General features: G+C 50.7%; 21 protein-coding genes. 7 read left to right on the top strand and 14 right to left on the bottom strand.

What is annotated here, in order from left to right:
• Nucleotides 1–75: 75 nt before the first annotated feature.
• The 3 genes from EDC54_RS00105 to EDC54_RS00095 form a co-directional block, all read right to left on the bottom strand.
• Nucleotides 76–2,640, bottom strand: a complete 2,565-nt coding sequence (locus EDC54_RS00105) for a TonB-dependent receptor plug domain-containing protein (protein ID WP_132452084.1) — start codon at nucleotides 2,638–2,640, stop codon at nucleotides 76–78.
• A gap of 79 nt (nucleotides 2,641–2,719) precedes the next feature.
• Nucleotides 2,720–3,643, bottom strand: coding sequence for a TonB family protein (locus EDC54_RS00100; RefSeq protein ID WP_132452082.1), 924 nt, complete (start codon nucleotides 3,641–3,643; stop codon nucleotides 2,720–2,722).
• A 349-nt stretch (nucleotides 3,644–3,992) separates the two neighbouring features.
• A complete protein-coding gene (locus EDC54_RS00095; RefSeq protein WP_132452080.1) occupies nucleotides 3,993–4,418 on the bottom strand; it encodes a GNAT family acetyltransferase in 426 nt (141 codons plus the stop codon).
• A 172-nt stretch (nucleotides 4,419–4,590) separates the two neighbouring features.
• On the opposite strand from EDC54_RS00095, the gene hemF reads away from it, so the two are divergent.
• From hemF to glk, 3 genes are all read left to right on the top strand, one after another.
• Nucleotides 4,591–5,520, top strand: a complete 930-nt coding sequence (gene hemF, locus EDC54_RS00090) for an oxygen-dependent coproporphyrinogen oxidase (RefSeq protein ID WP_132452078.1) — start codon at nucleotides 4,591–4,593, stop codon at nucleotides 5,518–5,520.
• A gap of 13 nt (nucleotides 5,521–5,533) precedes the next feature.
• Nucleotides 5,534–5,980: a YaiI/YqxD family protein gene (locus tag EDC54_RS00085; RefSeq protein WP_132452076.1), complete on the top strand. Its 447-nt coding sequence runs from the start codon at nucleotides 5,534–5,536 to the stop codon at nucleotides 5,978–5,980.
• Nucleotides 5,981–6,240: 260 nt separating this feature from the next.
• Nucleotides 6,241–7,209 (top strand): glucokinase, encoded by a 969-nt coding sequence (gene glk / locus EDC54_RS00080; protein WP_132452074.1) that lies wholly within the window; start codon nucleotides 6,241–6,243, stop codon nucleotides 7,207–7,209.
• 106 nt (nucleotides 7,210–7,315) lie between these two features.
• On the opposite strand, the gene EDC54_RS00075 is transcribed toward glk, so the two are convergent.
• The 3 genes from EDC54_RS00075 to EDC54_RS00065 form a co-directional block, all read right to left on the bottom strand.
• Nucleotides 7,316–8,962, bottom strand: coding sequence for a carbohydrate porin (locus EDC54_RS00075; RefSeq protein ID WP_132452072.1), 1,647 nt, complete (start codon nucleotides 8,960–8,962; stop codon nucleotides 7,316–7,318).
• Nucleotides 8,963–9,024: 62 nt separating this feature from the next.
• Nucleotides 9,025–10,392, bottom strand: coding sequence for a glycoside-pentoside-hexuronide (GPH):cation symporter (locus EDC54_RS00070; RefSeq protein ID WP_132452070.1), 1,368 nt, complete (start codon nucleotides 10,390–10,392; stop codon nucleotides 9,025–9,027).
• 44 nt (nucleotides 10,393–10,436) lie between these two features.
• Nucleotides 10,437–12,014 (bottom strand): alpha-L-rhamnosidase-related protein, encoded by a 1,578-nt coding sequence (locus EDC54_RS00065; RefSeq protein ID WP_132452068.1) that lies wholly within the window; start codon nucleotides 12,012–12,014, stop codon nucleotides 10,437–10,439.
• A 219-nt stretch (nucleotides 12,015–12,233) separates the two neighbouring features.
• On the opposite strand from EDC54_RS00065, the gene EDC54_RS00060 reads away from it, so the two are divergent.
• Nucleotides 12,234–13,055: a helix-turn-helix domain-containing protein gene (locus tag EDC54_RS00060; protein WP_132452067.1), complete on the top strand. Its 822-nt coding sequence runs from the start codon at nucleotides 12,234–12,236 to the stop codon at nucleotides 13,053–13,055.
• Between the two features lie 96 nt (nucleotides 13,056–13,151).
• Here the strand turns inward: EDC54_RS00060 and mtr are convergent, their stop codons facing one another.
• From mtr to EDC54_RS00020, 8 genes are all read right to left on the bottom strand, one after another.
• Complete coding sequence (gene mtr, locus EDC54_RS00055) at nucleotides 13,152–14,426, bottom strand: tryptophan permease (RefSeq protein WP_132452065.1); 1,275 nt, start codon at nucleotides 14,424–14,426, stop codon at nucleotides 13,152–13,154.
• A 214-nt stretch (nucleotides 14,427–14,640) separates the two neighbouring features.
• On the bottom strand, nucleotides 14,641–16,920 hold the full coding sequence (gene maeB, locus EDC54_RS00050) for an NADP-dependent oxaloacetate-decarboxylating malate dehydrogenase (protein WP_132452063.1): 2,280 nt from the start codon (nucleotides 16,918–16,920) through the stop codon (nucleotides 14,641–14,643).
• Between the two features lie 252 nt (nucleotides 16,921–17,172).
• Nucleotides 17,173–18,135 carry a sugar-binding transcriptional regulator gene (locus EDC54_RS00045; protein ID WP_132452061.1) on the bottom strand — a complete coding sequence of 321 codons (963 nt, stop codon included), beginning with the start codon at nucleotides 18,133–18,135 and terminating at the stop codon, nucleotides 17,173–17,175.
• 199 nt (nucleotides 18,136–18,334) lie between these two features.
• Entirely contained in the window at nucleotides 18,335–19,192 is an 858-nt protein-coding gene (locus EDC54_RS00040; protein ID WP_132452059.1) for a phosphogluconate dehydrogenase C-terminal domain-containing protein, read from the bottom strand.
• Nucleotides 19,193–19,218: 26 nt separating this feature from the next.
• On the bottom strand, nucleotides 19,219–20,046 hold the full coding sequence (locus tag EDC54_RS00035; RefSeq protein ID WP_132452057.1) for a sugar phosphate isomerase/epimerase family protein: 828 nt from the start codon (nucleotides 20,044–20,046) through the stop codon (nucleotides 19,219–19,221).
• 16 nt (nucleotides 20,047–20,062) lie between these two features.
• On the bottom strand, nucleotides 20,063–20,842 hold the full coding sequence (gene lerI, locus EDC54_RS00030) for an L-erythrulose-1-phosphate isomerase (protein WP_132452055.1): 780 nt from the start codon (nucleotides 20,840–20,842) through the stop codon (nucleotides 20,063–20,065).
• Nucleotides 20,839–22,611, bottom strand: coding sequence for an L-erythrulose kinase (lerK, locus tag EDC54_RS00025; RefSeq protein ID WP_132452053.1), 1,773 nt, complete (start codon nucleotides 22,609–22,611; stop codon nucleotides 20,839–20,841). The genes lerI and lerK overlap by 4 nt, the downstream gene beginning before the upstream one ends.
• Nucleotide 22,612: 1 nt before the next feature.
• Nucleotides 22,613–23,995 carry an MFS transporter gene (locus tag EDC54_RS00020; RefSeq protein WP_132452051.1) on the bottom strand — a complete coding sequence of 461 codons (1,383 nt, stop codon included), beginning with the start codon at nucleotides 23,993–23,995 and terminating at the stop codon, nucleotides 22,613–22,615.
• 542 nt (nucleotides 23,996–24,537) lie between these two features.
• Between EDC54_RS00020 and rpiB the strand changes: the two genes are divergently transcribed.
• From rpiB to EDC54_RS18195, 3 genes are all read left to right on the top strand, one after another.
• Entirely contained in the window at nucleotides 24,538–24,996 is a 459-nt protein-coding gene (gene rpiB, locus EDC54_RS00015; protein WP_132452049.1) for a ribose 5-phosphate isomerase B, read from the top strand.
• Between the two features lie 213 nt (nucleotides 24,997–25,209).
• Entirely contained in the window at nucleotides 25,210–26,160 is a 951-nt protein-coding gene (tal, locus tag EDC54_RS00010) for a transaldolase (RefSeq protein ID WP_132452047.1), read from the top strand.
• Between the two features lie 15 nt (nucleotides 26,161–26,175).
• On the top strand, nucleotides 26,176–26,259 hold an 84-nt coding region (locus tag EDC54_RS18195), incomplete at its 3' end, for a hypothetical protein (protein WP_196238466.1).

Raw genomic sequence — 26,259 nt, 5'->3', positions numbered from 1 at the left:
TGCCTGAGGGCAATTTCCGGATTGCATCAATGCAAAATGCCCTGTCAGACATTAGCCAACGACAGGGCATAGGATTTACCAGGTGTAAGCGACGCCAAGCCAGAATTGACGGCCGGGTTTGTAGGTGACAATAGACTTGGTAAAGTTTCCCGTTTGGTTGGTTTCTACCACGTTATCTAAAACGTTCAGTACATCCAGCGTGATATCCAGCGTCTGAGTTTTGTATACCGGTTGAGAATAGGAGAAACGCCAATCGTAGGAGATAAAGTCTTTGTATTTCATGCCCGTATATTCAGTGAAACTTCCAGTTTCATTACCGCACGCGACATGGCCTCCGGGACATTGAACGAAGCTCGCAGAGGTGACATACCCTTTGTATCCTGAGGTATACCCCAGACGCTGCCCCCAGTTGAGACGAATTGCAGGGACATAGGTATCCACATTAAGGAATGCCGTCCACGGCGTATTGAAATTCATCGCATCAAGATCACCACGATTCATCAATTTATCATTAAAGATAACTCGCTGATCATCTTGATTAGTCAAATCGTAATAAAGTTGTGAGTTAGTTTTATTCTTCTCTATCGCGGCTCCCAGTGACCACTTCACATCGGCAAAACTAAATCGATAAGGACTAATTGGTTCAACGGTCAGCGTGTATGAGTTACCTTCTGTTCTTCCAGTGTTATCCAAAACGTAATAGCGCTTACCATTACTATCAGTCGTCGTTTTACGCCCAAACTGTTCTTTACCTTGACGGTTAACCCATTTCACCGTCCAGATAGTATCCAGAACTCGCTGTGAAATGCCCAAAGATAACTCATCACTATAAGGTGTTTTCAAATCAGAGACTTTATAATCTATAGAATCTGTTTTTATCGGATCGCTAACCCAAGGGCTATTCGCATCATTTCGTTTCTGTACAATATTAGAACTAATCCCTGTTCGTAATTTATAAGCCAACATATTCGCAGCATAATATCGGTTGGCGCCGCCAAAAATACGGGTTGAGCGATCACCGAACAAATCATAAGACGCAGCCAAACGAGGGGCGACATTCGTATTTTTCAGATAATCATCATATTGTAAGCGAACACCAGGCGTCAGTTCAGCACGACCAAAAGATATACTATCCTGAAGATAAACAGCATAGTTTACATAATCACCTTCAACGGTACGTTCTGGATATAGAGTCCGGCCCTTGTAGTACTGTTCGCCATTAATACAAAAATCATCTCCAGACTGACATACTACGCCCTGATCTACAGTTGGAGTAGCACGGCCAGAGTAAACATCACTAAAACGACGATATTTTGCACTATAAGAATCAACTTGCCAGCCTAAATCGAATTGGTGCTGAGTTCCCCAAATCGCCAACGGGTTAAGTTCATAGTTTTGCTTTAATGTAATTGTATTTTTTTCTGTTGCAAATTTCCCGAACCCTCCTATTAATGAGTTTTGATAGCGACGAGTCGGAAGGGCACTAACCCAATCAATCTCATTAGAAACAAAATTATATGTATCATGATAGCGATACCAAGTCTGGAACGAATTAAACTCATGTTCAATTTTATTCTGTTCATACTGATATCCAGCCAAACTGGTCATTTTCCCCCAACTGGCATTATGCTCCCATTCCATATTGAAACGATAGCCACCGCCTGTATTAGTAAATGCACCATTCTTTATATCTTTCTTATAATACTTAGATTCATGCGGCGCATACATGCCAGTAAAACGAAAAATATCTCCGTTATCAGACAGATACGTCCCCTTCAGCAAATATGTTTCATTAATACGCTCCTGATCACCCCACATTTGTAAGTACTGGTGATAGTTTGGAATATCTGACTGTTGACGATTGTAGGCAAAAATAAACCCAGCCTTGTCACTTAATGGTTGATTGAATGATACGGAATAAAATTGTTTTTTAAACTTCGGCTGGTAGTGCAGGTAGGTAGCAGAATAAAAATCATCTTGAATGGCATCATCAACATGATAGCTAGTCCAACTATCTTGAGTTATACGATAAGATATTTTACCAGATGCTTTATCCAATTTTGGGTCTTTGAGTTTGGCATCCACCACGCCGCCAGTAAAATCACCATACTTAGCAGATATATTGCTATCAAACACCTCTAAAGACTCAATCAACTCTGAGTTAATCCAGTACGATTGGGCTCCTCCGCCCGGTAAATCTGTAGCATTATAGCCATCTGGTGTATTGCTTAATTCACCATTATTAGCACCAGGGTTAATATTGTTATTATTCGATAGCCCATCGATCATAAAGTTATTGTTGTAAAATTTCTCGCCGTGAAACGAGACGTTTTCCGGTGCCAGCTCACCCGGTGTATTGCTACTGTTTGCCGTATTGGCGAACTGTACGTTCGGGTTATTTTTCAATAACTCTGTTATCGAACCGTTTCCGATCGGCATTTTTTTAATCTGCTCGGCATTCAGGATCTGCGTGCCCATCGACTGGCTGGTCGGGGTTGAGCGAACTAAAATGGTATCTTCACTTTCTTCCGAAGAGGAATCGCTCTGCTGATTTTCGTCGGAAGAACTTTCATCTTGCTGTGCAAATGCCGGCCCTGATAATAATGCCAACAGCATCATTAAATAGACGTTCTTATTCATTTATTTAAAATCCCCGGTGAACCTTATCATCTAAAAAAATAAAAAATTATTGTTATTTGTACCGCATATCATCTGACTGCTAGTCGTTAACCTGAACGCGTCCATTCAGTTTGAAAATGATGGAAACCACCTGATTCTCAACCGGTGCCTCCGTCCGATAGCGCCAACGTGCCATGTCTTTCATCACATCATCGCCAAATACGCCGTCTGGCGTTTCAGACAGAATCTGTACGTTAGTGACCGTACCGCTACCGGTAATATCGAATTTGACGCGCACTTTTCCTTCCACACCCAGTGCTTTTGCCCGAGAGGGATAATTCACCCGACGATGCAGCGCTTTAAAATTTTGACTATTGCTTTTCCCTGCACCACGAGCGGCCTGACCGCTATCGCTTTCTCCTGCTTTGGCCGCTGCTGCACTCCCGGACTGTTCCGCTAATGATGGTGCGGGCGACCCCCTTTCCTCCCCACGCGCGGGCGCATCGGGCGCATCGTGTGTTTTCTCCCCTTTCTGCTGCGCGATCGACCGTTGGACGATTCTGTCTGGCGTCTTGTCCGGCTGTTTTTTCTCACGTACTGGCGGCTTCTTTTCCATTACCGTTTTACGCTCCGCGACGGGCTGTTTAATGACGGGAGCAGGGTGTACTGGCAACGGTGTTAAAACCGGCATAACAACAGGTATTGGACTGGCGGGTGATTCAGGCGTCGGGAGAGCGTCAGTAGCAGCAGACGGCATTGGTGCCGCCATCGTCGTCACCTGCACGTTCCCGCCCGCGTTTCCTGCCATCTCCTCGGTTGTTCGCGGCGGCGAGCCGCGCCACAGAAGAAAAGCGACCAGTACCGCATGAACCACACAGGACAGCACGAAAAATGCCAACGGGCGCCAGTTAGCCGTATCATGGGCCAGCGCGATGGTTGAAGAAGCATAAGCAAGAGAATGGGAATTCAGCGCGTCATTGCGACGGCCTCCCGATAAAACCCCTTGACGATTTTCACCCTTCACTCGCTAACTCCACTTTCGAACATCAACTTCCTGGAGCCAGTCGCGCTATCACAATCTTCCAGGTAAAAATGTAAGCGTTTACAGCCAATTGCAGATAAGCAGGTTCGGGACACGGAAAATACGCCGGAACCGCGCACACAACATTTACCAATAAATAATAATACAAATGAGAATCGTTTTACAAATCAAAATTATTTCTAAAACTTAGCAAATTGCAGACAGAATCATGACAAAAAGTCCAATCGAGATTTAATACAGTGAGCGGCGCACACGCTGAATGCGCCTCATGCTGGAAGGAAAGTATATAAGCAATGAGGAAAACGAGCCCCCGTCAGCGAAACGGCATCGATCAATATTCCCGATCTTCAATCAGGCGTTTTCCCAGCGTGATGCAATCGACAATGTCATAATCGAGTTTTTCGTACATACCTATCACGGCATCATTATCTTCACGCACCATCAGGTGGATCTTCGGGCAACCGCGAGCAATGAGCTTTTTCTCCAAACGGCTTATCAATGCATTTGCAATACCACGACCGCGAAAATCAGGATGCACGCCAAGATAGTATGCCGACCCCCGGTGGCCGTCGTAGCCCCCCATCACCGCCCCTACGATCTCGCCGCTCACCTCTGCGACTAAAAACAGATCGGGATCGTGATTAAGCTTACGTTCGATGTCCATTTCAGGATCGTTCCACGGGCGCAGCAGATCGCAACGTTCCCAGAGGGTGATCACGGCTTCAAAGTCATCCTGCCTGAATACGCGGATTTCCATCACATTCGCCATTTTGCAATAAGGATAATGATGATTATCGCGTGATTTTTATCAGACGCAATCTCAAATTACGCGTCGTCATCAGAGATGACACAACAGATGGCAGGGAATCGATTTTATTGATGATATACTGTTCGCCTGATTATTCTGCCAACATCGCAATGGAAATGAGATGCCTAGCTTAACTGACATTCATGCAGTAAAAAATTTTTTACTTAACTTACAGGAAGATATCTGCCAGCAGCTTGCAGCGATCGATGGCGGGGCCGACTTTGCGAAGGATGAATGGCAGCGCGCCGAAGGCGGCGGCGGGTGTAGCTGCGTGCTGTCCGGCGGGCGCGTCTTTGAGCGGGCCGGCGTCAATTTTTCTCACGTGAGCGGTAAATCCCTCCCGCCTTCGGCCAGTACGCACCGCCCTGAACTAACGGGGCGCAGCTTTCAAGCCATGGGCGTCTCGCTGGTGATCCATCCATTAAGTCCTTACATCCCGACCAGCCACGCCAATGTACGCCTGTTTGTCGCCGAAAAGCCGGGAGAAGAGCCGGTCTGGTGGTTTGGCGGCGGCTTCGATCTCACCCCCTACTACGGTTTCAAAGAGGATGCCGTACACTGGCACCAGACCGCCCACGACCTGTGTCAGCCGTTCGGTGACGATGTGTATCCCCGCTATAAAAAGTGGTGCGATGATTACTTTTTCCTCAAGCACCGTAACGAAGCACGCGGCGTCGGCGGGCTCTTTTTCGACGATCTGAACGAACCGGATTTTGCGACCAGCTTCGCCTTTATTCGGGCCGTCGGCAACGGCTTCCTTGATGCTTACCTGCCCATCGTTAAGCGACGTAAAACGCTGACCTGGGGGGAACGCGAGCGCGAATTCCAGCTCTATCGCCGTGGCCGCTATGTGGAATTCAACCTGATTTGGGACCGCGGTACGCTGTTCGGCTTGCAAAGCGGCGGGCGCACCGAGTCGATTCTGATGTCCATGCCGCCTTTGGCACGCTGGGAATACCAATATCAGCCTGAACCGGGGAGTCAGGAAGCGGCGTTGTATCAGGATTTCTTACCCGCCAGAGACTGGCTGGCAGAACGTAGCGCACCATAAGGAAGCATAAAACATGCAGATTTGGGTTGATGCCGATGCCTGTCCTAACGTCATCAAAGACGTGCTCTTTCGTGCGGCGGACCGCACACAAACGTCAGTCACGCTGGTCGCCAACCAGACGATAAAAGTGCCGCCTTCGCGTTTTATTCGCACGCTGCGCGTCTCGGCCGGTTTTGACGTCGCCGACAATGAGATCGTGCGCCGCGTCGAAGCTGGCGATCTGGTGGTCACGGCGGATATTCCGCTGGCATCGGAAGTGATCGAAAAAGGCGGCGTCGCGCTGAACCCTCGTGGTGAACGCTATACGCCGGATACCATTCGGGAACGGCTGAACATGCGGGATTTTATGGACACCATGCGCGCCAGCGGGATACAAACCGGCGGGCCCAGCGCGTTAAACCAGCGGGATCGCCAACAGTTTGCTAATGAGTTGGATAAGTGGTTGCAGCAAAAGCGTTAGGATAGGCTGATATCAGCTTTCAGTGAGTGAAGGCGCTGATTAAAATAGGCGCCTTCACTGCAACAGCCTGATAGGACGATTGGATGATCGCCTTGTTCTCTATTTTGTGATCCAAAACGAAGAAAACAGGCATGGCTGCCATACGAACCATTACAGTGACAGTCCAGAAAAGGCGATATCGGCCAGAATCAGAATAACATAGCGCATTTGCGGGGCGTTTGACCGCTCGCATTAATCTGTTCTGAATTGGAGGTACGTTCATGCATCATTTTGCCTTAGTCGGCGATGTCGGCGGCACTAATGCGCGTCTCGCACTGTGCTCATTAGAAAATGGCGAGATATCTGATTATAAAAATTATTCGGTATCGGAATATGACAGTCTGGAAACCGTTATTCGCCACTATCTCCTCGAATTTGCGCACCAAACGATCAAACTGGCCTGTATTGCTATCGCCTGCCCAATCACCGGTGACTGGGTGGAAATGACCAACCATGGCTGGGCGTTTTCTATTGAAGAAATCCGACTGAACTTACAGTTTGAACGCCTGGAAGTCATCAACGATTTTACCGCCGTCAGTATGGCGATACCTGTACTCTCAGAGCGGGATCTCATACAGTTTGGCGGTGAAAAACCTGTCGCAGGTAAACCCATTGCGGTTTATGGTGCGGGAACCGGGCTCGGCGTTTCTCATCTAATCCAGGTCAACAACCAGTGGATAAACCTCCCCGGAGAAGGCGGACATGTCGATTTTGCGCCTAACAATGAAGAAGAATGGTTAATTTTACGGGTTCTACAACAAGAGTTCGGCCATGTGTCTGCCGAGCGCCTGCTCTCCGGTACTGGTCTGGTAAATCTCTATCGCGCGATAGTACTGGCTGATAACCGATCGCCTGAACCACTGTCGCCCAAAGATATTTCACGAAATGCCGTTGAAAACCAATGTATTGACTGCCACCGTGCTTTGTCTCTGTTTTGTATACTGTTGGGACGTTTCGGCGGTAATCTGGCGCTCACATTGGGAACATTTGGCGGTGTTTATATCGCTGGTGGCATCGTGCCCCGCTTTTTAGATTTTTTCCTCCAGTCCGGTTTTCGTGCCGCTTTTGAAAATAAAGGGCGTTTTCAAGACTATGTAAGCCGCATTCCGGTTTATTTGATCACCCATCGTTACCCCGGTTTACTGGGTGCTGGGGCATGGCTGAGACAAGCCTGCGGCTATTCGATATAGCCACGCCTTTTCTTGCCCCCTCTGACGTCGATAAAGTCACATTATCACTGCGACAGAGGGGGTGTTTAGCACGGCACGAATCAGCCCTTTGTCATCACTCCCCGACTTAGAACCAGATTTCAGCTTGAACGCCAAAGTTCCAGTTACCGCCAGAGGTAAAGCCCGCACTGCCGAAGTCATCATTGATAGCATAACGATCCAACTCGTCATCCCATTTCATGTAGGTGGCAAAGAAGCGGATCTCCGGGCGAGCCTTAAGATCAAAGACATCATCAACTTTAAACGTCGGGGCAAATGTCAGCTTATACACATCGCCTTTTACGGCGTTATAACGATATGTTTCCCCATCTGAACGATATGTGCGCCCATTAGGGTCAAGATCCATATACAGCCATGAGGCTTCATACAGCAACGCAAAATTACTGGTGATCTTCTGCGATGCGCGCAGGTTAAACGTCGCCCAATCATAGCGATCGCCTGACCGGTAACGATCTTCACTGTGCTGCGCAATAACAGATGGCGCGAGTTGCCAGATATCGTTCACAGGTAAAATACCGTAAGACGCAAATCGGACAGAATTTGCCGATTTCGTCAAATCGCCATCGCTGCCGGGTTGGCGAGTTTCGGCTCCTAGTCCATAACCATATTGCAACGCGCTTTCTGAAGATCCGGGTAAAATGCCATAGAACCGTTCCTTGTCATGATAAGCCAACATCGCGTAATAGCCACTTTTTGCCGTATTATCACTGCGCAAAGCATAGCTCCCCGTCGTGGAGGACGTTTTAAGCTCATCATTGCCTTGCGCTACCATACCAGTCAGCATCAGTTGCCAGTTATTCCAGAAATTATTACCGGTAAACATAATGTTCTGAATATCGTTATCTTCATAACGATCGCTGCCAAGATCGCCAAAGTTACGACCATAAACGGAGAAGTTGCTCTTGAAAGACGGCGTCCACTGTACGTCATTAATTCCCCCTCCGGTTCCACCAAGGAAGACGATATCGCTATCGGTAAAGTGGATATCGAAATTATCCCGATCAAAGCGTTTTCCTGCCCATAGCGTCGCGTGCTGCGCTACGCCGCCAAAGCTTGGCAGATCGCCCATTTCGACATACAACTGGCGCACATTGAAATGGTGGCTGTCGTTGTCATCAACCCAGGGGTCTGGATTAGTCGCGCCATCGGCCAGCATCGTTTTGAAGCGGGCCCACGAACCATCATCGTAATGGAAATTTTTAATCAGGCTGAGTTCGACATAGTTGTCTTTTTCATTTCCCAGACGGCCTATATGAGCATCCCCGCCGATTGAACTGGCAGGAGAGACGCCAGGTCCACCGCGCCCGCCACGCCCACTCCCCCCGACCAGCAAACCTGAACGCGCATAGCCGGAAAATTCAAAACCCGAATCTTTATCATCAGTGGTTTTTTTCTCCTGCACGGCGATATTTTTTGCTAGTTTTTGCTCGGTCCTGTCACTTTTTTGCTCAACCTGTACCGTACGTTGTTCCAAGACTTTCACCTGCATTTCTGCGGCTAATGCCCGTTTCTCCGCTCGCTGCATTTTCTGTTCCGCCTGATACGTGCGTGAAGATGCCTGACGCAGCTCTTTTTCCGCAAGATTCAAACGCTCTTCAAGTAACTGCATACGTTGTTCCAGCGACCTATCCTGCATCGCAGAGAATGCGTGTTCTGTATGAATCCCGGTGGCTAACGAACAAGCAACAGCAACGTAAAGTGTCTTTTTACGCATAACACCCTTCTTATAAAAATGATTAGCAGTGAGAACTAATGATTTATGATTTTCCGATGCATTCAGTTATGCGCGGTTGATGCCGACACTTCAGCGGTTGCATTACGCGAATCCAGCTCAACACGGATTTTTTCATATTGAAAATCAAGACGGTAATAGCGCCACATCCACAGCATAGAAAGCGAAATAAGAGCCATCGGGATATAGAGATAACAAGATTTTATCGCCAGTAAAGATCCTGCCGTTTGTACCTGATTAGCCACATATCCGCCACTTGACAGCAGAATACCGGTAATGGCGCCCGCACCGGCCATCGCGACCTTACCAAAAAAGCCGTTAATGGATGTCAGAATACCTGCGGTATTAATGCCGGTTTTCCATTCACCATAATCAACCGGATCGGCCTGCATAGAGAAATAGATCGCAGTGCGTTGCCCTGCGCCAAAAAACGTTATTACCGCACCAACTAACAAGATCGTAATATGCGTATCTGCAATCACCATGATTATCATACCGACCAGGTTAATGAAGGACGATAATAAATAAACATTGCGTTTAACCATTCTCTTGGCCAGGAACGGCACCGTTAACGTTCCGAGCAAAGGAACAAAGGTTGAAATACCCGCGACGATGGCGGTGATATCAGCTTGACCAATATAATAATTAAAGTAATAAACCAGTGCGCCAGTCTGGAAGAAAAAAGCCCCCCACATCAGGAAAATATTCGCAGAAAAAACGTGCCATGGTTTATTTTCGCGCAATCCTTGCCAGGCACGTTTCAATGTCATCTTTTCTTGTTGAAGAAAAACTTTTTCTTCAACATTTCGGAAGCTTAACAAAAGAAAAAATGTCGCTAACAAACCAAAAATAACTGCTGTTTTCAGAAAACCAGCCGTTTGATCCCCTTCACCTAGCGAATTAACTAAAGGCAACGTTGCTACAGCAACGATCGTCGCCCCTAATGAACCCAATAAAATTCGTACCGCAGATAATATTGTACGCTCTTTTGAATCACTGGTAATAAATGGTAACATCGCACAAAAGGGAATATTAACCAGCGTATACATTAAGGAAAGCAGTAGATACGTAAGAAAAGCATAAACCAATTTACCGACAACGCCAAAATCAGGCACATAGAATGCCATAACGCATAGCACACCAAATGGTACAGCACCGATCAATAAATAGGGGCGGCATCGTCCCCATCGAGTCGTGGTATTATCAATGAGTAATCCCATCAACACATCGGCAACGCCATCAACCAGACGGGTAACAAGAAACATTAACCCTACCCAATAAGCTGGCAACCCCATCACATCGGTATAAAAATACATGAGATATAACGATATCATTTGCCAGACGAGATTACAGGACAAATCGGCAATACCATATCCCAGGCGCTGACGCCAAAGACTTGCGAAACCAGACATAATAACACCTCTGAATTTATAAAATTAATTAGTTGCTAGGTTAGTTACAATGAATATTTCCTAATAAAATAAGCAGGCGTACAACTCCATGCATGGCAATAGCTGTTTATAATTTTACTTCCATAGGGCGAGTGATTAAGGTTATCCGGATCAAATAATTCCCAAAACGTATCAGCCCCGAGTTTTATCATCCCCCCCCAATATCGTTTTATTTCCATGATTGCGCGCTCGACTTCCCCCTCCTGCATTAGAGCATCAATAAAATGGTGCATCATATACGGCGTTCTTAATTTTATTTCAGGAGGGTAATTATAGAGTCGCTCAATTAATTTCTTCCTAAATTCCTTGTCCCCTACCTCAGATAAAATAAGCCAAACTTGTGACGCGAAAGATATCTGTTTTTCTTTTCCACTAATAAAGAATTTTTTTTCTTCATCCCACAAAATTTTTAATGCATTGGCTTTGAGTTCATCCTGTACTTTCTCCAGAAAAATTATTTTTTCTCTGTCGATCAAGCGAGCAAGATTAATCGCATGACTCAGTACATAAATGAATATACCCTGTGACGAAGCCTGTTTATTCAATGCGTCATGCCAGTCGACAAAAGACCACCAGTAATCTTGATCCTGAATAATTCCCCGATCATCCACATGTTCAAGCGCAAGTTCGATTTGCCTATATGCCGTCGGCCACAAATCAGCAAGCGTAGAAAGATCCTGCGTGACTTGAACATAGTCATGAAGCGTTGAAACAAAAAATAGAGAGTAATCAAATAGAAATGTATCGTCAGGGATAACATCAGGTTTCATAAACAGATTCGCGGAAACCAAACCATCTTCGCGTGTGACGCCAGCAAAGAGATATAAGCACCGCTTCACCAGGTCCGCACTACCCTCAAACGTATAATACGCAACCTGAGCCTGTAGCCGAAGATCGCCTAACCACAACCGTCGATCGCGTTTAGGGCCATCTTCAAACACATCCTGCATGCAGTTATGCAATGTTAATACGCTAACATCATCGATTCTTTTCAACAGACTATCTTGCGTCATTAGTGGTAATAACGACGTCATATCCGCCGATGAAACATGCTGAATATGGATATCGCGTAGACGCAGATTAAATTTGGGCGAAGTGGAAATAACCCGGACCTTCACATAGCGGCAGCAATAGCGTCGCGAGAGTGACAATGTTGCTGGCAGAACATCAATATAAATGTCTTCCTGCTGTAACCAACTACTACTCAACCAGCCCTGATATTCAGAAAATGGCTCAGCCATTTCGGCTAACGTTTCGCCAAAAATGAGCTGAACATGCGCAGGCGCATCCGGTGGACTACCGACCGATTCAAAAGAAAGCGTGATATAGCCAACGCAATGTGTACCTAAATCAACGATGAATTCTTCACCGGGTTTGATGACTTGCTGATAAATATCCTCTTTTTCTCCTGCCTGCACCGCCTTCCAACCATGCAGTTCCTGAGCATCAGCAACAGTCTCGATCAACCCCACCGGATGACGGATCTCACAATATAGGTCTGGCCTTAATGATTCCGCGATAGCGAGAAAGGCCTCATTACGTTTTGTTTTTAACCCGGCACAGTGCTGCATCATCTGCGTCATGGTGTTTCTCCATTTAACTGTCATTAAGACATAGAGTAGAGGAGAGGCAGGGGGGTGACCCGTCTGAAAATGACATTCAACGTTCACTGTTGGCAACGAGAATGGGGTTTGAGCGGCGAGGATCACAAAATAGAAACATTCGTTAGCGCTGCACGGTGAGATATTCTACCCTCAGCACGGTTCGAACAGAGATAAACAATAAAATGATGATGAAACACCATGACAATATTAAGCATTGATGAATACTTTACTTCACCAGATAAAACGTTATCACGTTATATCAGCGACCCTGAAGATAATAACAAAGAGCATGGTCATGATTTTCATGAACTTGTGATTGTCGATTCCGGTCATGGCTTACAGGTCATTAACGGGAACCCTATTTTTATTCAATCGGGTGATGTATTCTTCGTCAGTAATAAGGACTATCATTTTTATGATGAATTGGGAAACCTGAAGCTAATTAATCTCTTACTTAACCCTAATGTAGATTTCACATACCTTTCTAATATGTATTCACTTTTAAATCAATTGGATGCCAGAAAACCCAATCAATACGGCTGGCTTTCTCCGACAGCAAAATTTACCTGCAAATCATTAATTGATAATATCTTTAATATCAGCCCATCTTATTCAGATCACACTTTCCAACAGGAATCGCTATTTTTTCAATTGGTTTCCACCATATTGACACAGGGTGATTCAACCGCTAAAGGGAGTACAAAGTACAAAATCCATAAGTTACTTGGTTATCTTCAAGAGAATTACTTTAGTAATATCGACTGGGAAGCATTGTCGGGAGAATATTTATTAACACAAAGAACAATTTACCGACAAATAAAAGAAGTGACTGGGTTAACGCCAGAAAACTATCTGAAGCGTTTACGCCTTGCATCCGGTCGAGTGATGGTCAGAGAAACGGAAAAGCCGATTACGGAAATCGCGTTTATATGTGGTTTTTCGAATAGTAACCATTTCACCACAGCCTATAAGCAAGCATTCAACCTCACGCCAAGTGAAGATCGCCGGAGCAAATGCTAACTCCCTCACGTGTGAGCATCGTGGTTACCATCAGGCAGACACTTTCCCCCGCCGCACTGTGTGACAGAAAGGAAAGTGCCAGGAAAGACCTCTGACTTAGCGATAAACCGGCAGCAGATCGAGGCTGGAAAGAATGTGTATCAGCGCCGTGCCGATGCCAAACAGCAGTACTAGCGCAATCATCACGTTGCCGCCTCGCACGCGAAACTGCGGGCTACCGAAGCGGCGCCGGGACGCGCGCGCCAATAGCGCGGGCGTAATCACCGCCCATATCGTCGCCGCCAGTCCGGCAAAACCAATCGCATAAATAAAACCATTTGGGTACAGCAAGCCGCCGATAATCGGCGGTAGGAACGTCACCAGCGCCGTTTTAAAACGTCCCATTCGGCTATCGTCAAATTTCAGCAAATCAGCCAGATAATCAAACAGCCCCAGCGTGACCCCAAGAAATGAGCAGGCGACCGCGAAGTTGGAGAAGACGGTAAGCAACACGTCCAGATAAGGCGCGTTCAATACGCTCCCCAATGCCTGAACCAGCACATCAATATTACCGCCCCGCGCCACAATCGCGATAAAATCAGGACGGGCAATGTTTCCCATCGTGCCAATAAGCCAGATGACATACATGCCCAATGCCAGCACGCTGCCAATAAACAGACAGCGTTTGATGACCTGTGGCTTATGGCCGTAATGCTTCACCAGACTGGGGACATTGCCATGAAAGCCGAAAGAGGTCAGGCAAAATGGCAACGTCATCAACACATACGGCAGGTAGCTGGGGGCCTCTTCTGCTACATTGAGTAGCACAAGCGGCTTGACGTTCCACAGTAAACTTCCGAACGTCATGAAAAAGGTCAGCACCTTCGCCGCCAGAAAAAAAGCGGTCATGCGGCTCACCGCCGCAGTGCTCCACCAAACGGTCAGCGCGACAAACAGCGCAAACAGGAAGCCGCCGAGCCGCGCGGAGAAATCAATCGACATCTCAGACAGCGTATGATGGATGATGGAGCCGCTCGCCGAGATATAGGCATAAGTCAGGATATAGAGAACAAAGGCAATCGAAATGCCGTTAACGACGTTCCAGCGCTGACCCAGCAGATCTTTGGTGAGCGTATCGAAGCTGGCGCCGGTCGGATAATTAAGGTTTGCCTCCAGAATCATTAATCCTGAGTGATACATACAAAACCAGGTTAACACCAGCGCGGCTAATGACCAGAAAAACCAGGCCCCTGACATTACCACCGGCAGGGAAAACATCCCGGCGCCGATAATCGTTCCGGCGATAATCATCGATCCGCCAAACAGCGAAGGAAGACGCTTTCCTGTATCGCTTTTTTCTACTGTATTTTCTTGCACTGCGTATGTTGCCATAGCCGATATTCGCTCGTTGGTTTTTTTATCGAGTCTGTGGAAAGAGGCTCCTACAGACGAGGCAGGATCATGGCATAAAATGAAAATTATTCCATTGATTTAACTTATGCCACAGGGTTCATATTGGTTAGACGGTTTTTTTGGTCGATAAACTGCGGTAAATAAAAAACCCAGCCAACAGTCGACTGGGTTTGTCTGTATTAATGGAAATAACTTACAGCGGTTGAGTTTGTGCTTCCACAACGGCCAGCGCCACCATGTTGACAATACGACGCACAGAGGCAATCGGCGTCAGGATGTGTACCGGTTTCGCAATCCCCATCAGCACCGGTCCCACCGTCACGCCTTCTGAAGAGGACACGCGCAGCAGGTTATAGCTGATACGTGCAGATTCCATATTCGGCATAATCAGGATGTTAGCCGAACCTTTCAGCGGGCTGTCCGGCATCTGTTCGCGGCGGATCGCTTCCACCAGCGCGGCGTCGCCGTGCATCTCGCCATCAATTTCCAGCTCCGGCGCCAGCTTGTTGACTAATGCCAGCGTTTCGCGCATTTTCTGCGCCGTCGGGGAATCCGACGTACCGAAACTGGAGTGCGACAGCAGCGCGACCTTCGGCTCAATACCAAAACGACGCACGCTTTCCGCAGCCATCAGGGTGATCTCCGCCAGTTGTTCCGGCGTCGGATCTGCATTGACATAGGTATCAGCGATAAAGGTATTTCCACTCGGCAGCATCAGCGCATTCATCGCGCCAGCCGCATGCACGCCCTCACGGTAACCGAACACGCTCTCTACCACGTCGAAGTGTTCTTCATACGTGCCGATCGTGCCGCAAATCAGCGCATCCGCTTCGCCACGGTGAACCATAATGGCGCCAATCAGGGTCGGGTTGCCGATCACCGCCCGCTGCGCTTTTTCCTGCGATACGCCACGGCGTTTCATGATCTCGAAATATTCGCTCCAATATTCTTTGAAGCGCGGATCGGATTCGTTGTTGACCACTTCAAAATCTTTGCCGATGGTCAGTTGCAGCCCCAGTTTTTGCAGGCGCATTTCAATCACGCTCGGCCGACCGATCAGAACCGGAAACGCCAGCCCCAGCGTGACCAGCTCCTGCGTGGCATGCAGCACGCGCGGATCTTCCCCTTCCGCCAATACCACGCGGCGCGGTTGTTGGCGCGCCTGTGAGAAGATCGGCTTCATAAACAGGTTCGTTTTGTAAACAAACTGGGCCAGTTTTTCGACGTAGGCGTCAAAGTCGTCGATCGGACGCGTAGCTACGCCGGAATCCATCGCCGCTTTCGCGACCGCCGGGGCGATCTTGATGATCAGACGCGGATCGAACGGTTTTGGAATCAGGTATTCCGGGCCAAACGACAGATCCTGATCGCCATAGGCGGAGGCGACCACTTCACTCTGTTCCGCTAACGCCAGATCGGCAATCGCATGGACGCAGGCCAGCTTCATCTCTTCGTTAATCGTGGTTGCGCCGACATCCAGCGCGCCGCGGAAAATGAACGGGAAGCACAGCACGTTGTTCACCTGATTCGGGTAGTCCGAACGACCGGTACAGATAATCGCATCCGGGCGCACCGCCTTCGCCAGCGGCGGCAGGATCTCCGGTTCAGGATTCGCCAACGCCAAAATCAACGGGCGCGGCGCCATGGTTTTCACCATATCCTGCGTCAACACGCCGGGGCCGGAACAGCCCAGGAAAATGTCCGCGTCAGGGATCACGTCCGCCAGCTTGCGCGCGCCGTTATCCTCCACCGCATACGCGGCTTTGGTTTCTTCCATGTTTTCATCGCGGCCGCGATAAATCACGCCGCGCGAATCACACACCACAATGTTGTGCTTCTTCATCCCCAGCGCCACCAGCAGGTTCAGGCAGGCGATAGACGCCGCGCCCGCGCCGGATACCACCAGACGCACATCGGAAATATTCTTCTCGACCACGCGCAGACCGTTCAGAACCGCGGCGGTACAGATGATCGCGGTGCCATGCTGGTCGTCGTGGAAGACCGGAATATTCATGCGTTCACGCAGCTTCTTCTCAATGTAGAAGCACTCCGGCGCCTTGATGTCTTCCAGATTGATGCCACCGAACGTTGGCTCCAGCGCGGCGACCACGTCGATCAGTTTGTCCGGATCCAGCTCGTCCACTTCGATATCGAATACATCAATACCGGAGAATTTCTTAAACAGGACGCCTTTACCTTCCATGACTGGCTTACCGGCCAGTGCGCCGATATTCCCCAGGCCCAGCACAGCGGTCCCGTTAGAGATCACCGCCACCAGATTGCCGCGCGCGGTGTATTTGTAAGCAGCCAGCGGATCTTCCGCAATTTCCAGACAGGGCGCGGCGACACCGGGAGAATACGCCAGCGCCAGATCGCGCTGCGTCGCCAGCGGTTTCGTCGGGGAAACCTGAATTTTTCCGGGGATAGGATATTGGTGAAAATCAAGGGCGCTTTGCTTCAGCTGTTCATCCATTTTATGTACCTTTTCGGTTTTGTTGTTTGTAGGGTAAAGAGTACCCAGTATAATGTTTGCCAAGCGTTAAACTACCGAGGATGGCAAAAACTGAGGGGGAATGCAGGTTAATATAATTATTTTATCTGACGGTTTTTTGCCCGGTTCGCTGGCGAGGTCGGATACACCGCGCGGGATAACCGGAAGTCGTTCGGCGAACAGGGAGAGGCTCGTCGCGTGATGCCAACACACCACGCAACGGAGAAAGGTAGGTTACTGCGTCATATTCAGAATCGTACGGATGTTGCCTGCACTGGTGGCGATAATATCGATGGCTCCCGTGCGCAGTGCGCCGAGAATCGCTAAGGCTTTGGTGTTTTCAGAAGCAATCGCAATCACACAGGGGATTTGATGTAACTCTTCAATACTCACGCCAATCACCCGTTCGTTCATCACCGTATCGACATGCTGCCCCTGCGCGTTAAAGAAATCATATCCGGCAATATCCCCAATCACGCCCTGATTGAGGCTGGCATCGACAATTTCATGCGGAGTGAACCAGCCGAGTTTAACCATGTAACTGTTCTCGTTCATATCCCCAATGCCCACCAGCGCGATATCGGCTTTGCGCGCCCGATCCAGCGTTTCCTTAATCGTGCCGTTCTGCATGAACGCTTCTTTTAGCGCCCGGTTTTCGACATAAGCAGGGGAATACAGCGTTTCGCTACTGCCACCGAATTTCTTTGCCAGACGGCGGCTGATGTGGTCGGCGTTAATCGCATCGCCGGGACGGTGTGTTCCGCCGATACCGCAGATAAAGCGACAGTTACGTTCCGTCACATTGCTCACATGGTCGGCGACCGCCGCCACATTACGCCCCTGACCCACCGCGACTACCGTACCGTCTTTCAACGACAGCGCCAGATAGTTGGAAACCAGTGCCGCAACCTGCCGCCGCTGCTCTTCTTCATCCTGATGATCGAGTGCAATCAGCGCTCGCTTGATCGAAAAACGCTCCAGCATCTGCTGTTCAAGACGCGTGCTGAAGACCGGGTGATAACGCACGGTAATTTCAACAATGCCTTCTTCTTTCGCGCGTTTCAGCAAACGCCCGACTTTGATACGCGAAATTCCGAATTTCTTAGCGATCTCTTCCTGAGTAATTTCGTCCTGATAATAAGCGACGGCAATTTCAGTCAGAAGTTCGCTTTCCTGAGATCCTGATTGTTTTTCCATCTGGTCACATTTTCCTTACGCAAGGGGATCGGTTTATACAGACGCTGTGTCTACAGATGAAAACCGTCGCGATGAATAATTGTTACACGCCGGGAGAAGAGGCTCAAGCCCAGCGAGATTATCCCTGATGGGGGTGCAGACGGACAGAAGCAGAAGCGCCGAAGCCAGAGGAAAAGGCTGACTCCGGCAACGTGACACATTACCGCTGAATGGCATCGATCTTCAGCATTTTGGCAATCACCAGATCGAGCTCTTTCTCATCGAAAATCTTCTTCCAATCCGGCTTGATGATGTTCTCTTTACCGTATTCAATCGCGATCATACACGCGTCCGAGAACGGGTTCGTGCTGCGGAAAGCCACCGCCAATGCGATCTGAATATGACCGTAAAGCATCGCTTTCGCCGCGGCTTCCGGCACGCCAATGGTGTTGATGGTTTCATCCAGCGCTTCTTTCATCAAGGTGCCAACCATACAGGCTACCGTTTCAACCAGCGTCGGTTCCAGATAGGCCAGCTGTTTTACCGTCACCCAGTGCACATCAAGCACCGGGCCATACATCACTTTCACTACGCGAGCTAAGGCGGCTTTCTGCTCGTCGCTGCCCGTCTCATAAGCGGCGGCAACGTGCTGTGGCGCGGCCACGCCGCCAAAAGCATCGGCGTGTTCTTCCGGCGTGAAGCGATCCAGGAACACTGAAGGATGGCACGGATGTGCGACGGCGTAATTGATATCATCACGTTTGGCAATAAGATTGGCGTAGGCCGCCGCCGGGTCCAGCGTCAGCAGCACCGCGTTGCTTTTCATCTGCGGAACGACAATCCCGGAGACCGCTTTCAGCGCAATATCCGGCACCGCTAAAATCACCACATCGCTTTCAGGAATCACCTGTTCAGCAACGGACAATTCTCTGCCAGCGGCAACCACTTGCTCCTGCGCGCGCGGCGAGTTCTCGCAGTAAAACACCCGATAGTCACTTTTCTGGAAATTGGCAGAAATACGCATGCCCATTTTTCCGCCAGCGCCCAGTACGGTAATGGTTTTCAATTCAGCAGCCATGATTATTACTCCTCAGATTAGGATATTCAAAGAATGTGTGATGAACGGTTCGCATCGGGATTACGCATGTAGAGATAATTCAGGCTATGGCGCGTCCAGGCGTCTTCCAGACGGCAGGTTTCCTCCGCGTTAGCCTGCCACGGCAGCCAATGCTCGACGATCTGGTTAATGTTTCGTTCGTTCGGGCGAACGATCTGGTGAAGTGCGTCGTAATCCAGCAGGCCCGTTCCCAGCAGACAGCCGGAATAGGTAAAGCCCACCCACCCTTCCTGACGGGCAAACGCAAAATCTTTGATGTGCAGGTTAACCACCCGTGAGGCGGTTAATTCAATCACCTCATGCGGGTATTCCAATGCCGCGACACAGTTACCGGGATCGAGGCAGATTCCCAGCGCCGGGCTGTCGATGGCGTCAACCACCGCCAGCACATCGCGCGTTTTGACCTGTTCGTAGGTTTCCAACCCCAGTTGGATGTTGTAGCGCTCAAACTCAGGCAGTACGCGACGTAGCAAGGCCAACGCTTCATCTTGCGTCGGCTTATGTGTTGCGGTGTTGAACATGGTGCGGATAAAACGGACATCCAGCGCACGAGCCATAGCGAGATAGCGCGTCAGGTGTTCGGTGGCTAATCCTCGCGTTCCCAGCTCCAACTGAATACCGAGATCGGCCGCACGCTGTCGCAATTTTTCCAACTCGGCAGACGAAAGTGCTTCCACCGCCGCGTAATCACAAATCTGAAAAACGCCCGCGCCGGACTCCGCCGTTTGCTCCAGCATGGCGTCCAACCCCAGCGGATCCGGCACGCGGGAAGAGGCTCGCCAGAAGAACGCATAGGTACTTAATCCAATTGCCATATTTATTTCCTCTCTCTTACGCCTGCGAGCAGAGCGCGAAGGCTTCATCCATAATGGCGTTAAACGCGGCCGGCTCGTGGGCAAAGCGCCCCAGAAACAGGCCATCAACGGCGTCGCCGAGCTGACTCAGCAATCCCGGTCCAGCGCTACCGCCGTAAATCATTCGGCCCTCACGCACACCTGCCTGTGTTGGAAAATGCTGTTTTAATGCCTGACACACCTCGTGGATGTATGTCGTCGGGGCGGGCTCCGTGCTGCCAATCGCCCACTGCGGCTCGTAGGCCAGTACCAGATCGCCCGCCAGCTGTTGCTTCTGAGCCAGATTCAGTGCCGCTTCTAGCTGAGCCTGACAGGTGTCGATTGCCTGTTGCGTCGAGCCACGTTTCTCCTCTCCGACGCATAGCACCGGCGTTAACCCATTACGCCAGGCCGCCGCCGTTTTCAGCGCGAAATGCTCATCCGTTTCACCAAAATAGCGACGGCGCTCGGCGTGCCCGATTTCGACATAGCGACACCCCATTTCGTGCAGCATGGTGCCGCTCACTTCCCCGGTGAAGGCACCGTTATCCGCCCAGTGCAGATCTTGTGCCCCGACATGAACGGCTGACGAGGCAAACCGCTGCACCACAGGCGCTAACGTCGGGAAGGCGGGCAACACAAACAGCCGGGCCGAGGGCAGTGACGCCAGCGGATGCTGTTCGGTTATTTCGTGGATTTTCTGGCACCAGTCGAGCGTCTGCTGATAGCCGAAATACATTTTCAGGCTGACGCCCAGCGTCAATTTGCGCGAACTCATCGTTCACTCTCCGCTTGCGTCGCTGTTTGATGAGAAGGAATCGGCGTCGTATCGCTGTTCAACACGGACGACACCGCATCAAGGATCATGGCGAGCGATATCGCGCCCGCATCGGGCGTTCCCAGACTTTTTTCTGCCAGCGGCCGGGCGCGGCCAATTTTGGGTAACAGTTGCGCCGTGTCGTCAGCGGCCTGTTGGGCACGCTGAGCAGCCTGCTGCCAGGCTTCTGGCAAGCGCATTCCTGCTTCAACTCGTTGTGTCAGCGCCGAACTAAAAGGGATGAGCGCATCCACCAGCGTTTTATCCCCCGGTTTCGCTTTACCAAAATGCATCACGCTCTCTTTGGCCTGACGTATCCCGTCCGCCACGCGACGACCGTCAGGGCGTTGTTCATCACCCAATACGGTTCCCAGCGCATTTAGCGCGACACCCCAGATTGCGCCAGACGTCCCTCCGGCCCGATCGGCCCAGGCATCTGCCGCACGTTGCAATAACGTGCCGGCACCCGCCTGCCGTTCCAGCATCTCCGCGGCCTTTTCCGCGGCGGCAATCACCCCGCGCTCCATACCAATGCCGTGATCGCCATCTCCGGCAATCGCGTCGATACGGCCTAACTCGGTAACGTTAGCCAGCACAATGTCGCGCGCCGCATTCAACGCCGCCGCGACACAGTGTGCCGCCGCTTTCGATGCCGCCGTAGCGGTTGGGATCACATCGAGTTCTGCCGTGAATGCCCGTTCAGCCAGCGGTTCGGCGGGCGACAGACTGCCTTTACGAAATGCCGGTGCATCGGCAGGCGCACGCCAGAAACGCTCCAATTCTTCATCCAGCCAGAACAGCGTGAGCGACAGGCCGGCCATATCGAAGCTGGTGACCAGCTCACCGACTTCCGGCTCGACCACCGTCAGCCCCTGATCCACCAGCAGTTGCGAAATACGGCGATAAACCACAAACAGCTCTTCATACTTCACGCCCCCGAGGCCATTGAGCACCACGCTGATCCGCTGCCCGGAGAGCGTCGTAATACCGTGCGGCACCTCTTTCAACAGTGAACCGACCAACAGTTCGGCCAGTTCATCGGCGGTTGAGATGGGAACGTCACGGATGCCCGGCTCGCCGTGAATCCCCATGCCCACCGCCATCATGCCCTCAGGAACGGTAAACAGCGGGTGTTCTGCGCCCGGTAAAGTACAGCCAGAGAAGGCCACGCCGAGCGAGCGGGTGCGCTGGTTGGCGCGTTCGGCGACCTCAAGCACCGCGGCCAAATCGTAGCCCGCTTCCGCCGCCGCAGAAGCCGCCTTAAAGACCATCAAATCACCCGCGACTCCGCGACGCTTTTGCCATTCGTTCAGTGGCGCACTGGAAATGTCATCGGTCACCGCCAGCAGCTCACACGGAATACCTTCCGCGTTCAGACGCGCCCTGGCCTGTCCGAAATGAAGCACATCGCCCGCATAGTTTCCAAACGTCAGCAGCACGCCACCGCCATTGTGTGCCGCGCGGGCGACGGCGCAGATCTGCTGGGCCGATGGCGAAGCAAACAGGTTACCCATCGCCGCGCCGTGCGCCAGTCCCTGCCCGACCAGCCCGGCAAACGCCGGGTAGTGGCCGGAGCCACCCCCGACCACAATGGCGACCCCACCTTCACGACTGCGAGTGCTTCTGACTACGCCGCCGGGCACCTGACGCACTTTGTCAGCATGCGCTGCCACAAAGCCTTCGGTCAGTTCCCGGGCAAAGGCGGAAGGTTGGTTGAACAAATACGTCATATCAATGCTCCTGTGTGGCTGATGCGGTTTTCGATAACCGGTCCGAACGACTGAGCAGGACAATCAATACGGCGGAGAGCAGCATCAACCCGCCGACAATCATCATGGGCAGCACATAGGTTCCCGTTACACCCCGCACCGCACCGGTGATGTATCCCGCGGAGAATCCGGCAACATTGCCAATGGTATTGATGAGCGCGATGGCCGCTGCCGCTGACGCGCCCGTCAGGAACTGAGTCGGTAATGTCCAGAAGTTAGGTAGCGCGGCGAAGATGGAGCAGGCAGTTACGGTAATCACCGCAATGGTCGCCGTCGGGGACTCCATAAACAGCGCCAACGGAATGCTGATCGCGCCGGTCAAAGCAGGGATAGCGATGTGCCATGAACGACAACCGCGACGCGTTGCATCACGCGACCAGAAATACATCACGATGGCGGCAGGCAAATAAGGGATGGCGGTAATCAGCCCTTTATCCATGACATTGAACGTCGTGCCGAACTGCTGTTGGAAACCCGCGATAATCGTGGGCAGGAAGAACGCCAGCGCGTAGAGGCCGTAAATAAAACCAAAGTAAATCAGGCACAGTACCCAGACGCGTTTGTTGAACATCACGGTCATCACACCAGGGTGTTTGCTGTGATTTTTGGTGGCATGTTCGCTTTCCAGTTCACTGACCAGCCAGCGTTTCTCATCGGCGTTAAGCCACTTGGCATCGGCCGGACGATCCACCAGATAGAACCAGGTAATGATACCGACGACAATGGCAGGAACGGATACGCCGAGGAACATCACCCGCCAACCGGACAGGCCGAACAAGCCGTGCTGCTCAATCAGCCAGGCAGCCAACGGTGCGCCTAACACCACCGTCAGCGGCTGTGCCAGATAGAACAGTGACAGGATTTTGCTGCGATAGCGGGCTGGCACCCACAGACTGAGGAACAGGATCGCGCCGGGGAAAAAGCCCGCCTCTGCAATCCCCAACAGGAAACGGAGAATATATAACCCTTCAATACTGCTTACCCAGGTAAACAGCAATGACACAATGCCCCACGACACCATGATGCGCGACAGCCATTTGCGCGCGCCGAAGCGGTGCAGCGCCAGATTGCTCGGGACTTCCAGCAGAATATAACCAATGAAGAAAATGCCGGAAGCCAGCCCGAACTGTGCCACGGTTAGCGCAAGATCGGTGTTCATACCATTCGGTCCCGCGAACGAAATGGCCGTACGATCGAGGAAGTTAATGAAAAACATCAAGCCGACGAAAGGCACCAAACGCCAGGAGACCTTACGAATGGCCGATTGTTCTACAGCAGATGGTGTTGTGATGGACGGTTTTGTTGCAGATTGCCCCGCCGTTGCAGCAGCCGATACTTTACTCATACAACCCCCTTACTACCGATAGCCAACCCCTTCCCTGTCATTGCCTTTACGCCAGGCTGTTCCTGCATTTCATCCTCTCTCGTCATTCGATACCCGGTGTGACCTTTGTTGTTTGTTGTCTTTTTTATGGTTTGCATACAGGTCTGACACATTGTTATGCCCTCTAAAGATTTAGATCATTAACACACACTGTGAACATATGAACGATATATTTGCCCCAATCTTTTGCCTATCTCTCTGTTTAAAAATTGTGAGCATGATCTAAATATGTATCAAAAAGGTAAAATATCGCCTTAAAAGCCATAAAAGTGACCAAGATCACTCTTTTAATCCCCTTTTCTTCTCTGAGAAAATAAAAAACAAATAATCACACATTGAACATTTGAAAGAAGCGGTATATGTTTAGCCATGAAAAGGCCGGAAATGTACGGAATCAGGCAGGGAGATTCTCGTTAGTGTTTGTTTATTCATGGTTTTATAAACAATCTAACGAAAGCGACATATCAGGCTCACTTTGACCCTCAGCCAGGCAGGAGATAGATATGCTCTCGATTGCAATTGGCGCAGACAGCGCCGCGATTGATCTGAAAAATACGATTACTGATTATTTACAGCAGAAGGGTCTGACGGTGACCGACTACAGCTACGATCCCTCTGGGGAAAACCCGATCTACCCCGATGTCGCCTACACGCTGGCGCATGCGATTAAAGACGGTAAGCATCAGCGTGGGATCCTGCTGTGCGGCACGGGGATCGGCATGAGTATCGTGGCTAACAAGGTCAATGGCATTCGTGCCGCTCAGTGCCATGACACCTATTCCGCTCAGCGGGCCAGAAAAAGTAACGATGCGCAGGTGATCGCTCTGGGTGCGCGGGTTATCGGCCCGGAACTGGCAAAAGAGATTGTCGGCGCCTGGCTGGAGTCTGAGTTTGAAGGCGGCGGATCCGCACCAAAAGTCGAGAAAATCAGCTACTACGAACATCAGGAAAACCACCGGTAATCCTGTCTGACGGCCCGTGGTGATCCTCAGACTGACAGGCCGTCAGTCTTACTGTGCGTTTAGCCGACTTCCCGTGCAGCAAAATAGTGTTCAGTCGAGAGAGCCCAACCGCAGCAATCGGAAAAAGCGCATGTTATTCCACGACCTCATGGTGCAGTGCGTTGGCTCTGTTTTACGCATGCCATTTCTCTATTGACATCAAGGAGCTCAATCATGAATCAATTAGAAGCCCTTAAGCAGTTTACCGTGGTGGTCGCCGATAGCGGTGATATCGACTCCATTCGTCAATTTTCACCGCAAGATGCCACCACGAACCCGTCCTTAATTCTGAAAGCCGCTACCCTGCCCCAATACCAACCGCTGTTTGATGACGCGATTGCCTATGCGAACCAGCAAGGCGGTAGCCCGGAAACGCGGCTCATCAACGCCAGCGACCGGCTGGCGGTGAACATCGGCGCAGAAGTGCTGAAAAGTATTCCGGGCCGCATCTCCACCGAAGTGGATGCCCGCCTCTCGTTCGACCGCGGGATGTGCGTCGCCAAAGCCCGTAAACTCATTGGGATGTATCAGGAAAAAGACATTCCGCGCTCGCGCATTCTGATCAAGCTCGCCGCAACCTGGGAAGGCATTCGCGCCGCGGAAGAGCTGGAAAAAGAAGGGATTAACTGCAATTTGACGCTGCTGTTCTCATTTGCTCAGGCGCGTGCCTGCGCTGAAGCGGGCGTCTTTCTGATCTCGCCGTTTGTGGGCCGGATTTATGACTGGCATCAGGAAAAACAGCCCACAAGCGACTATCAGGCCGAAAGCGATCCCGGCGTGATCTCCGTGCGCAATATCTATGACTATTACAAACGCCACCGCTATCAAACCGTCATCATGGGTGCCAGTTTCCGCAAAGTGGAACAGATTCTTGCCCTGGCGGGATGCGATCGCCTGACGATTTCCCCTGCGCTGCTGGAGCAGTTGAAAAACAGCAGCGATCCGGTTGAACGCCAACTGACACCGTCAACCGAAGGATTCCATCATCCTTCACCGCTGTCTGAAGCTGAATTCCGCTGGGAACACCATCAGGATGCCATGGCCGTCGATAAACTGGCGGAAGGCATTCGCCAGTTCGCTGCCGATCAACAAAAGCTGGAAGCGCAGCTGGCAGCCAAGCTGTAACTTTTGGAGTCAAGCATGTCCTCTCGTAAAGAACTTGCCAATGCTATCCGCGCGCTGAGCATGGATGGCGTGCAGAAAGCCAAATCCGGTCACCCGGGC

This window comes from Samsonia erythrinae (assembly GCF_004342665.1).
Lineage (GTDB): Bacteria > Pseudomonadota > Gammaproteobacteria > Enterobacterales > Enterobacteriaceae > Samsonia > Samsonia erythrinae.
This window is presented reverse-complemented; position numbering and strand designations above follow the sequence as displayed.

What these genes read in the sequence shown, in the direction of transcription:
- EDC54_RS00105 (WP_132452084.1), bottom strand. Translation starts at nt 2,640, where the DNA reads ATGAATAAGAACGTCTATTTAATGATGCTGTTGGCATTATTATCAGGG.
- rpiB (WP_132452049.1), top strand. Translation starts at nt 24,538, where the DNA reads ATGCTCTCGATTGCAATTGGCGCAGACAGCGCCGCGATTGATCTGAAA.
- hemF (WP_132452078.1), top strand. Translation starts at nt 4,591, where the DNA reads ATGCCTAGCTTAACTGACATTCATGCAGTAAAAAATTTTTTACTTAAC.
- EDC54_RS00070 (WP_132452070.1), bottom strand. Translation starts at nt 10,392, where the DNA reads ATGTCTGGTTTCGCAAGTCTTTGGCGTCAGCGCCTGGGATATGGTATT.
- mtr (WP_132452065.1), bottom strand. Translation starts at nt 14,426, where the DNA reads ATGGCAACATACGCAGTGCAAGAAAATACAGTAGAAAAAAGCGATACA.
- EDC54_RS00065 (WP_132452068.1), bottom strand. Translation starts at nt 12,014, where the DNA reads ATGACGCAGATGATGCAGCACTGTGCCGGGTTAAAAACAAAACGTAAT.
- EDC54_RS00020 (WP_132452051.1), bottom strand. Translation starts at nt 23,995, where the DNA reads ATGAGTAAAGTATCGGCTGCTGCAACGGCGGGGCAATCTGCAACAAAA.
- EDC54_RS00075 (WP_132452072.1), bottom strand. Translation starts at nt 8,962, where the DNA reads ATGCGTAAAAAGACACTTTACGTTGCTGTTGCTTGTTCGTTAGCCACC.
- EDC54_RS00045 (WP_132452061.1), bottom strand. Translation starts at nt 18,135, where the DNA reads ATGGAAAAACAATCAGGATCTCAGGAAAGCGAACTTCTGACTGAAATT.
- lerI (WP_132452055.1), bottom strand. Translation starts at nt 20,842, where the DNA reads ATGAGTTCGCGCAAATTGACGCTGGGCGTCAGCCTGAAAATGTATTTC.
- maeB (WP_132452063.1), bottom strand. Translation starts at nt 16,920, where the DNA reads ATGGATGAACAGCTGAAGCAAAGCGCCCTTGATTTTCACCAATATCCT.
- glk (WP_132452074.1), top strand. Translation starts at nt 6,241, where the DNA reads ATGCATCATTTTGCCTTAGTCGGCGATGTCGGCGGCACTAATGCGCGT.
- EDC54_RS00085 (WP_132452076.1), top strand. Translation starts at nt 5,534, where the DNA reads ATGCAGATTTGGGTTGATGCCGATGCCTGTCCTAACGTCATCAAAGAC.
- EDC54_RS00095 (WP_132452080.1), bottom strand. Translation starts at nt 4,418, where the DNA reads ATGGAAATCCGCGTATTCAGGCAGGATGACTTTGAAGCCGTGATCACC.
- EDC54_RS00040 (WP_132452059.1), bottom strand. Translation starts at nt 19,192, where the DNA reads ATGGCTGCTGAATTGAAAACCATTACCGTACTGGGCGCTGGCGGAAAA.
- EDC54_RS00060 (WP_132452067.1), top strand. Translation starts at nt 12,234, where the DNA reads ATGACAATATTAAGCATTGATGAATACTTTACTTCACCAGATAAAACG.
- EDC54_RS00035 (WP_132452057.1), bottom strand. Translation starts at nt 20,046, where the DNA reads ATGGCAATTGGATTAAGTACCTATGCGTTCTTCTGGCGAGCCTCTTCC.
- tal (WP_132452047.1), top strand. Translation starts at nt 25,210, where the DNA reads ATGAATCAATTAGAAGCCCTTAAGCAGTTTACCGTGGTGGTCGCCGAT.
- lerK (WP_132452053.1), bottom strand. Translation starts at nt 22,611, where the DNA reads ATGACGTATTTGTTCAACCAACCTTCCGCCTTTGCCCGGGAACTGACC.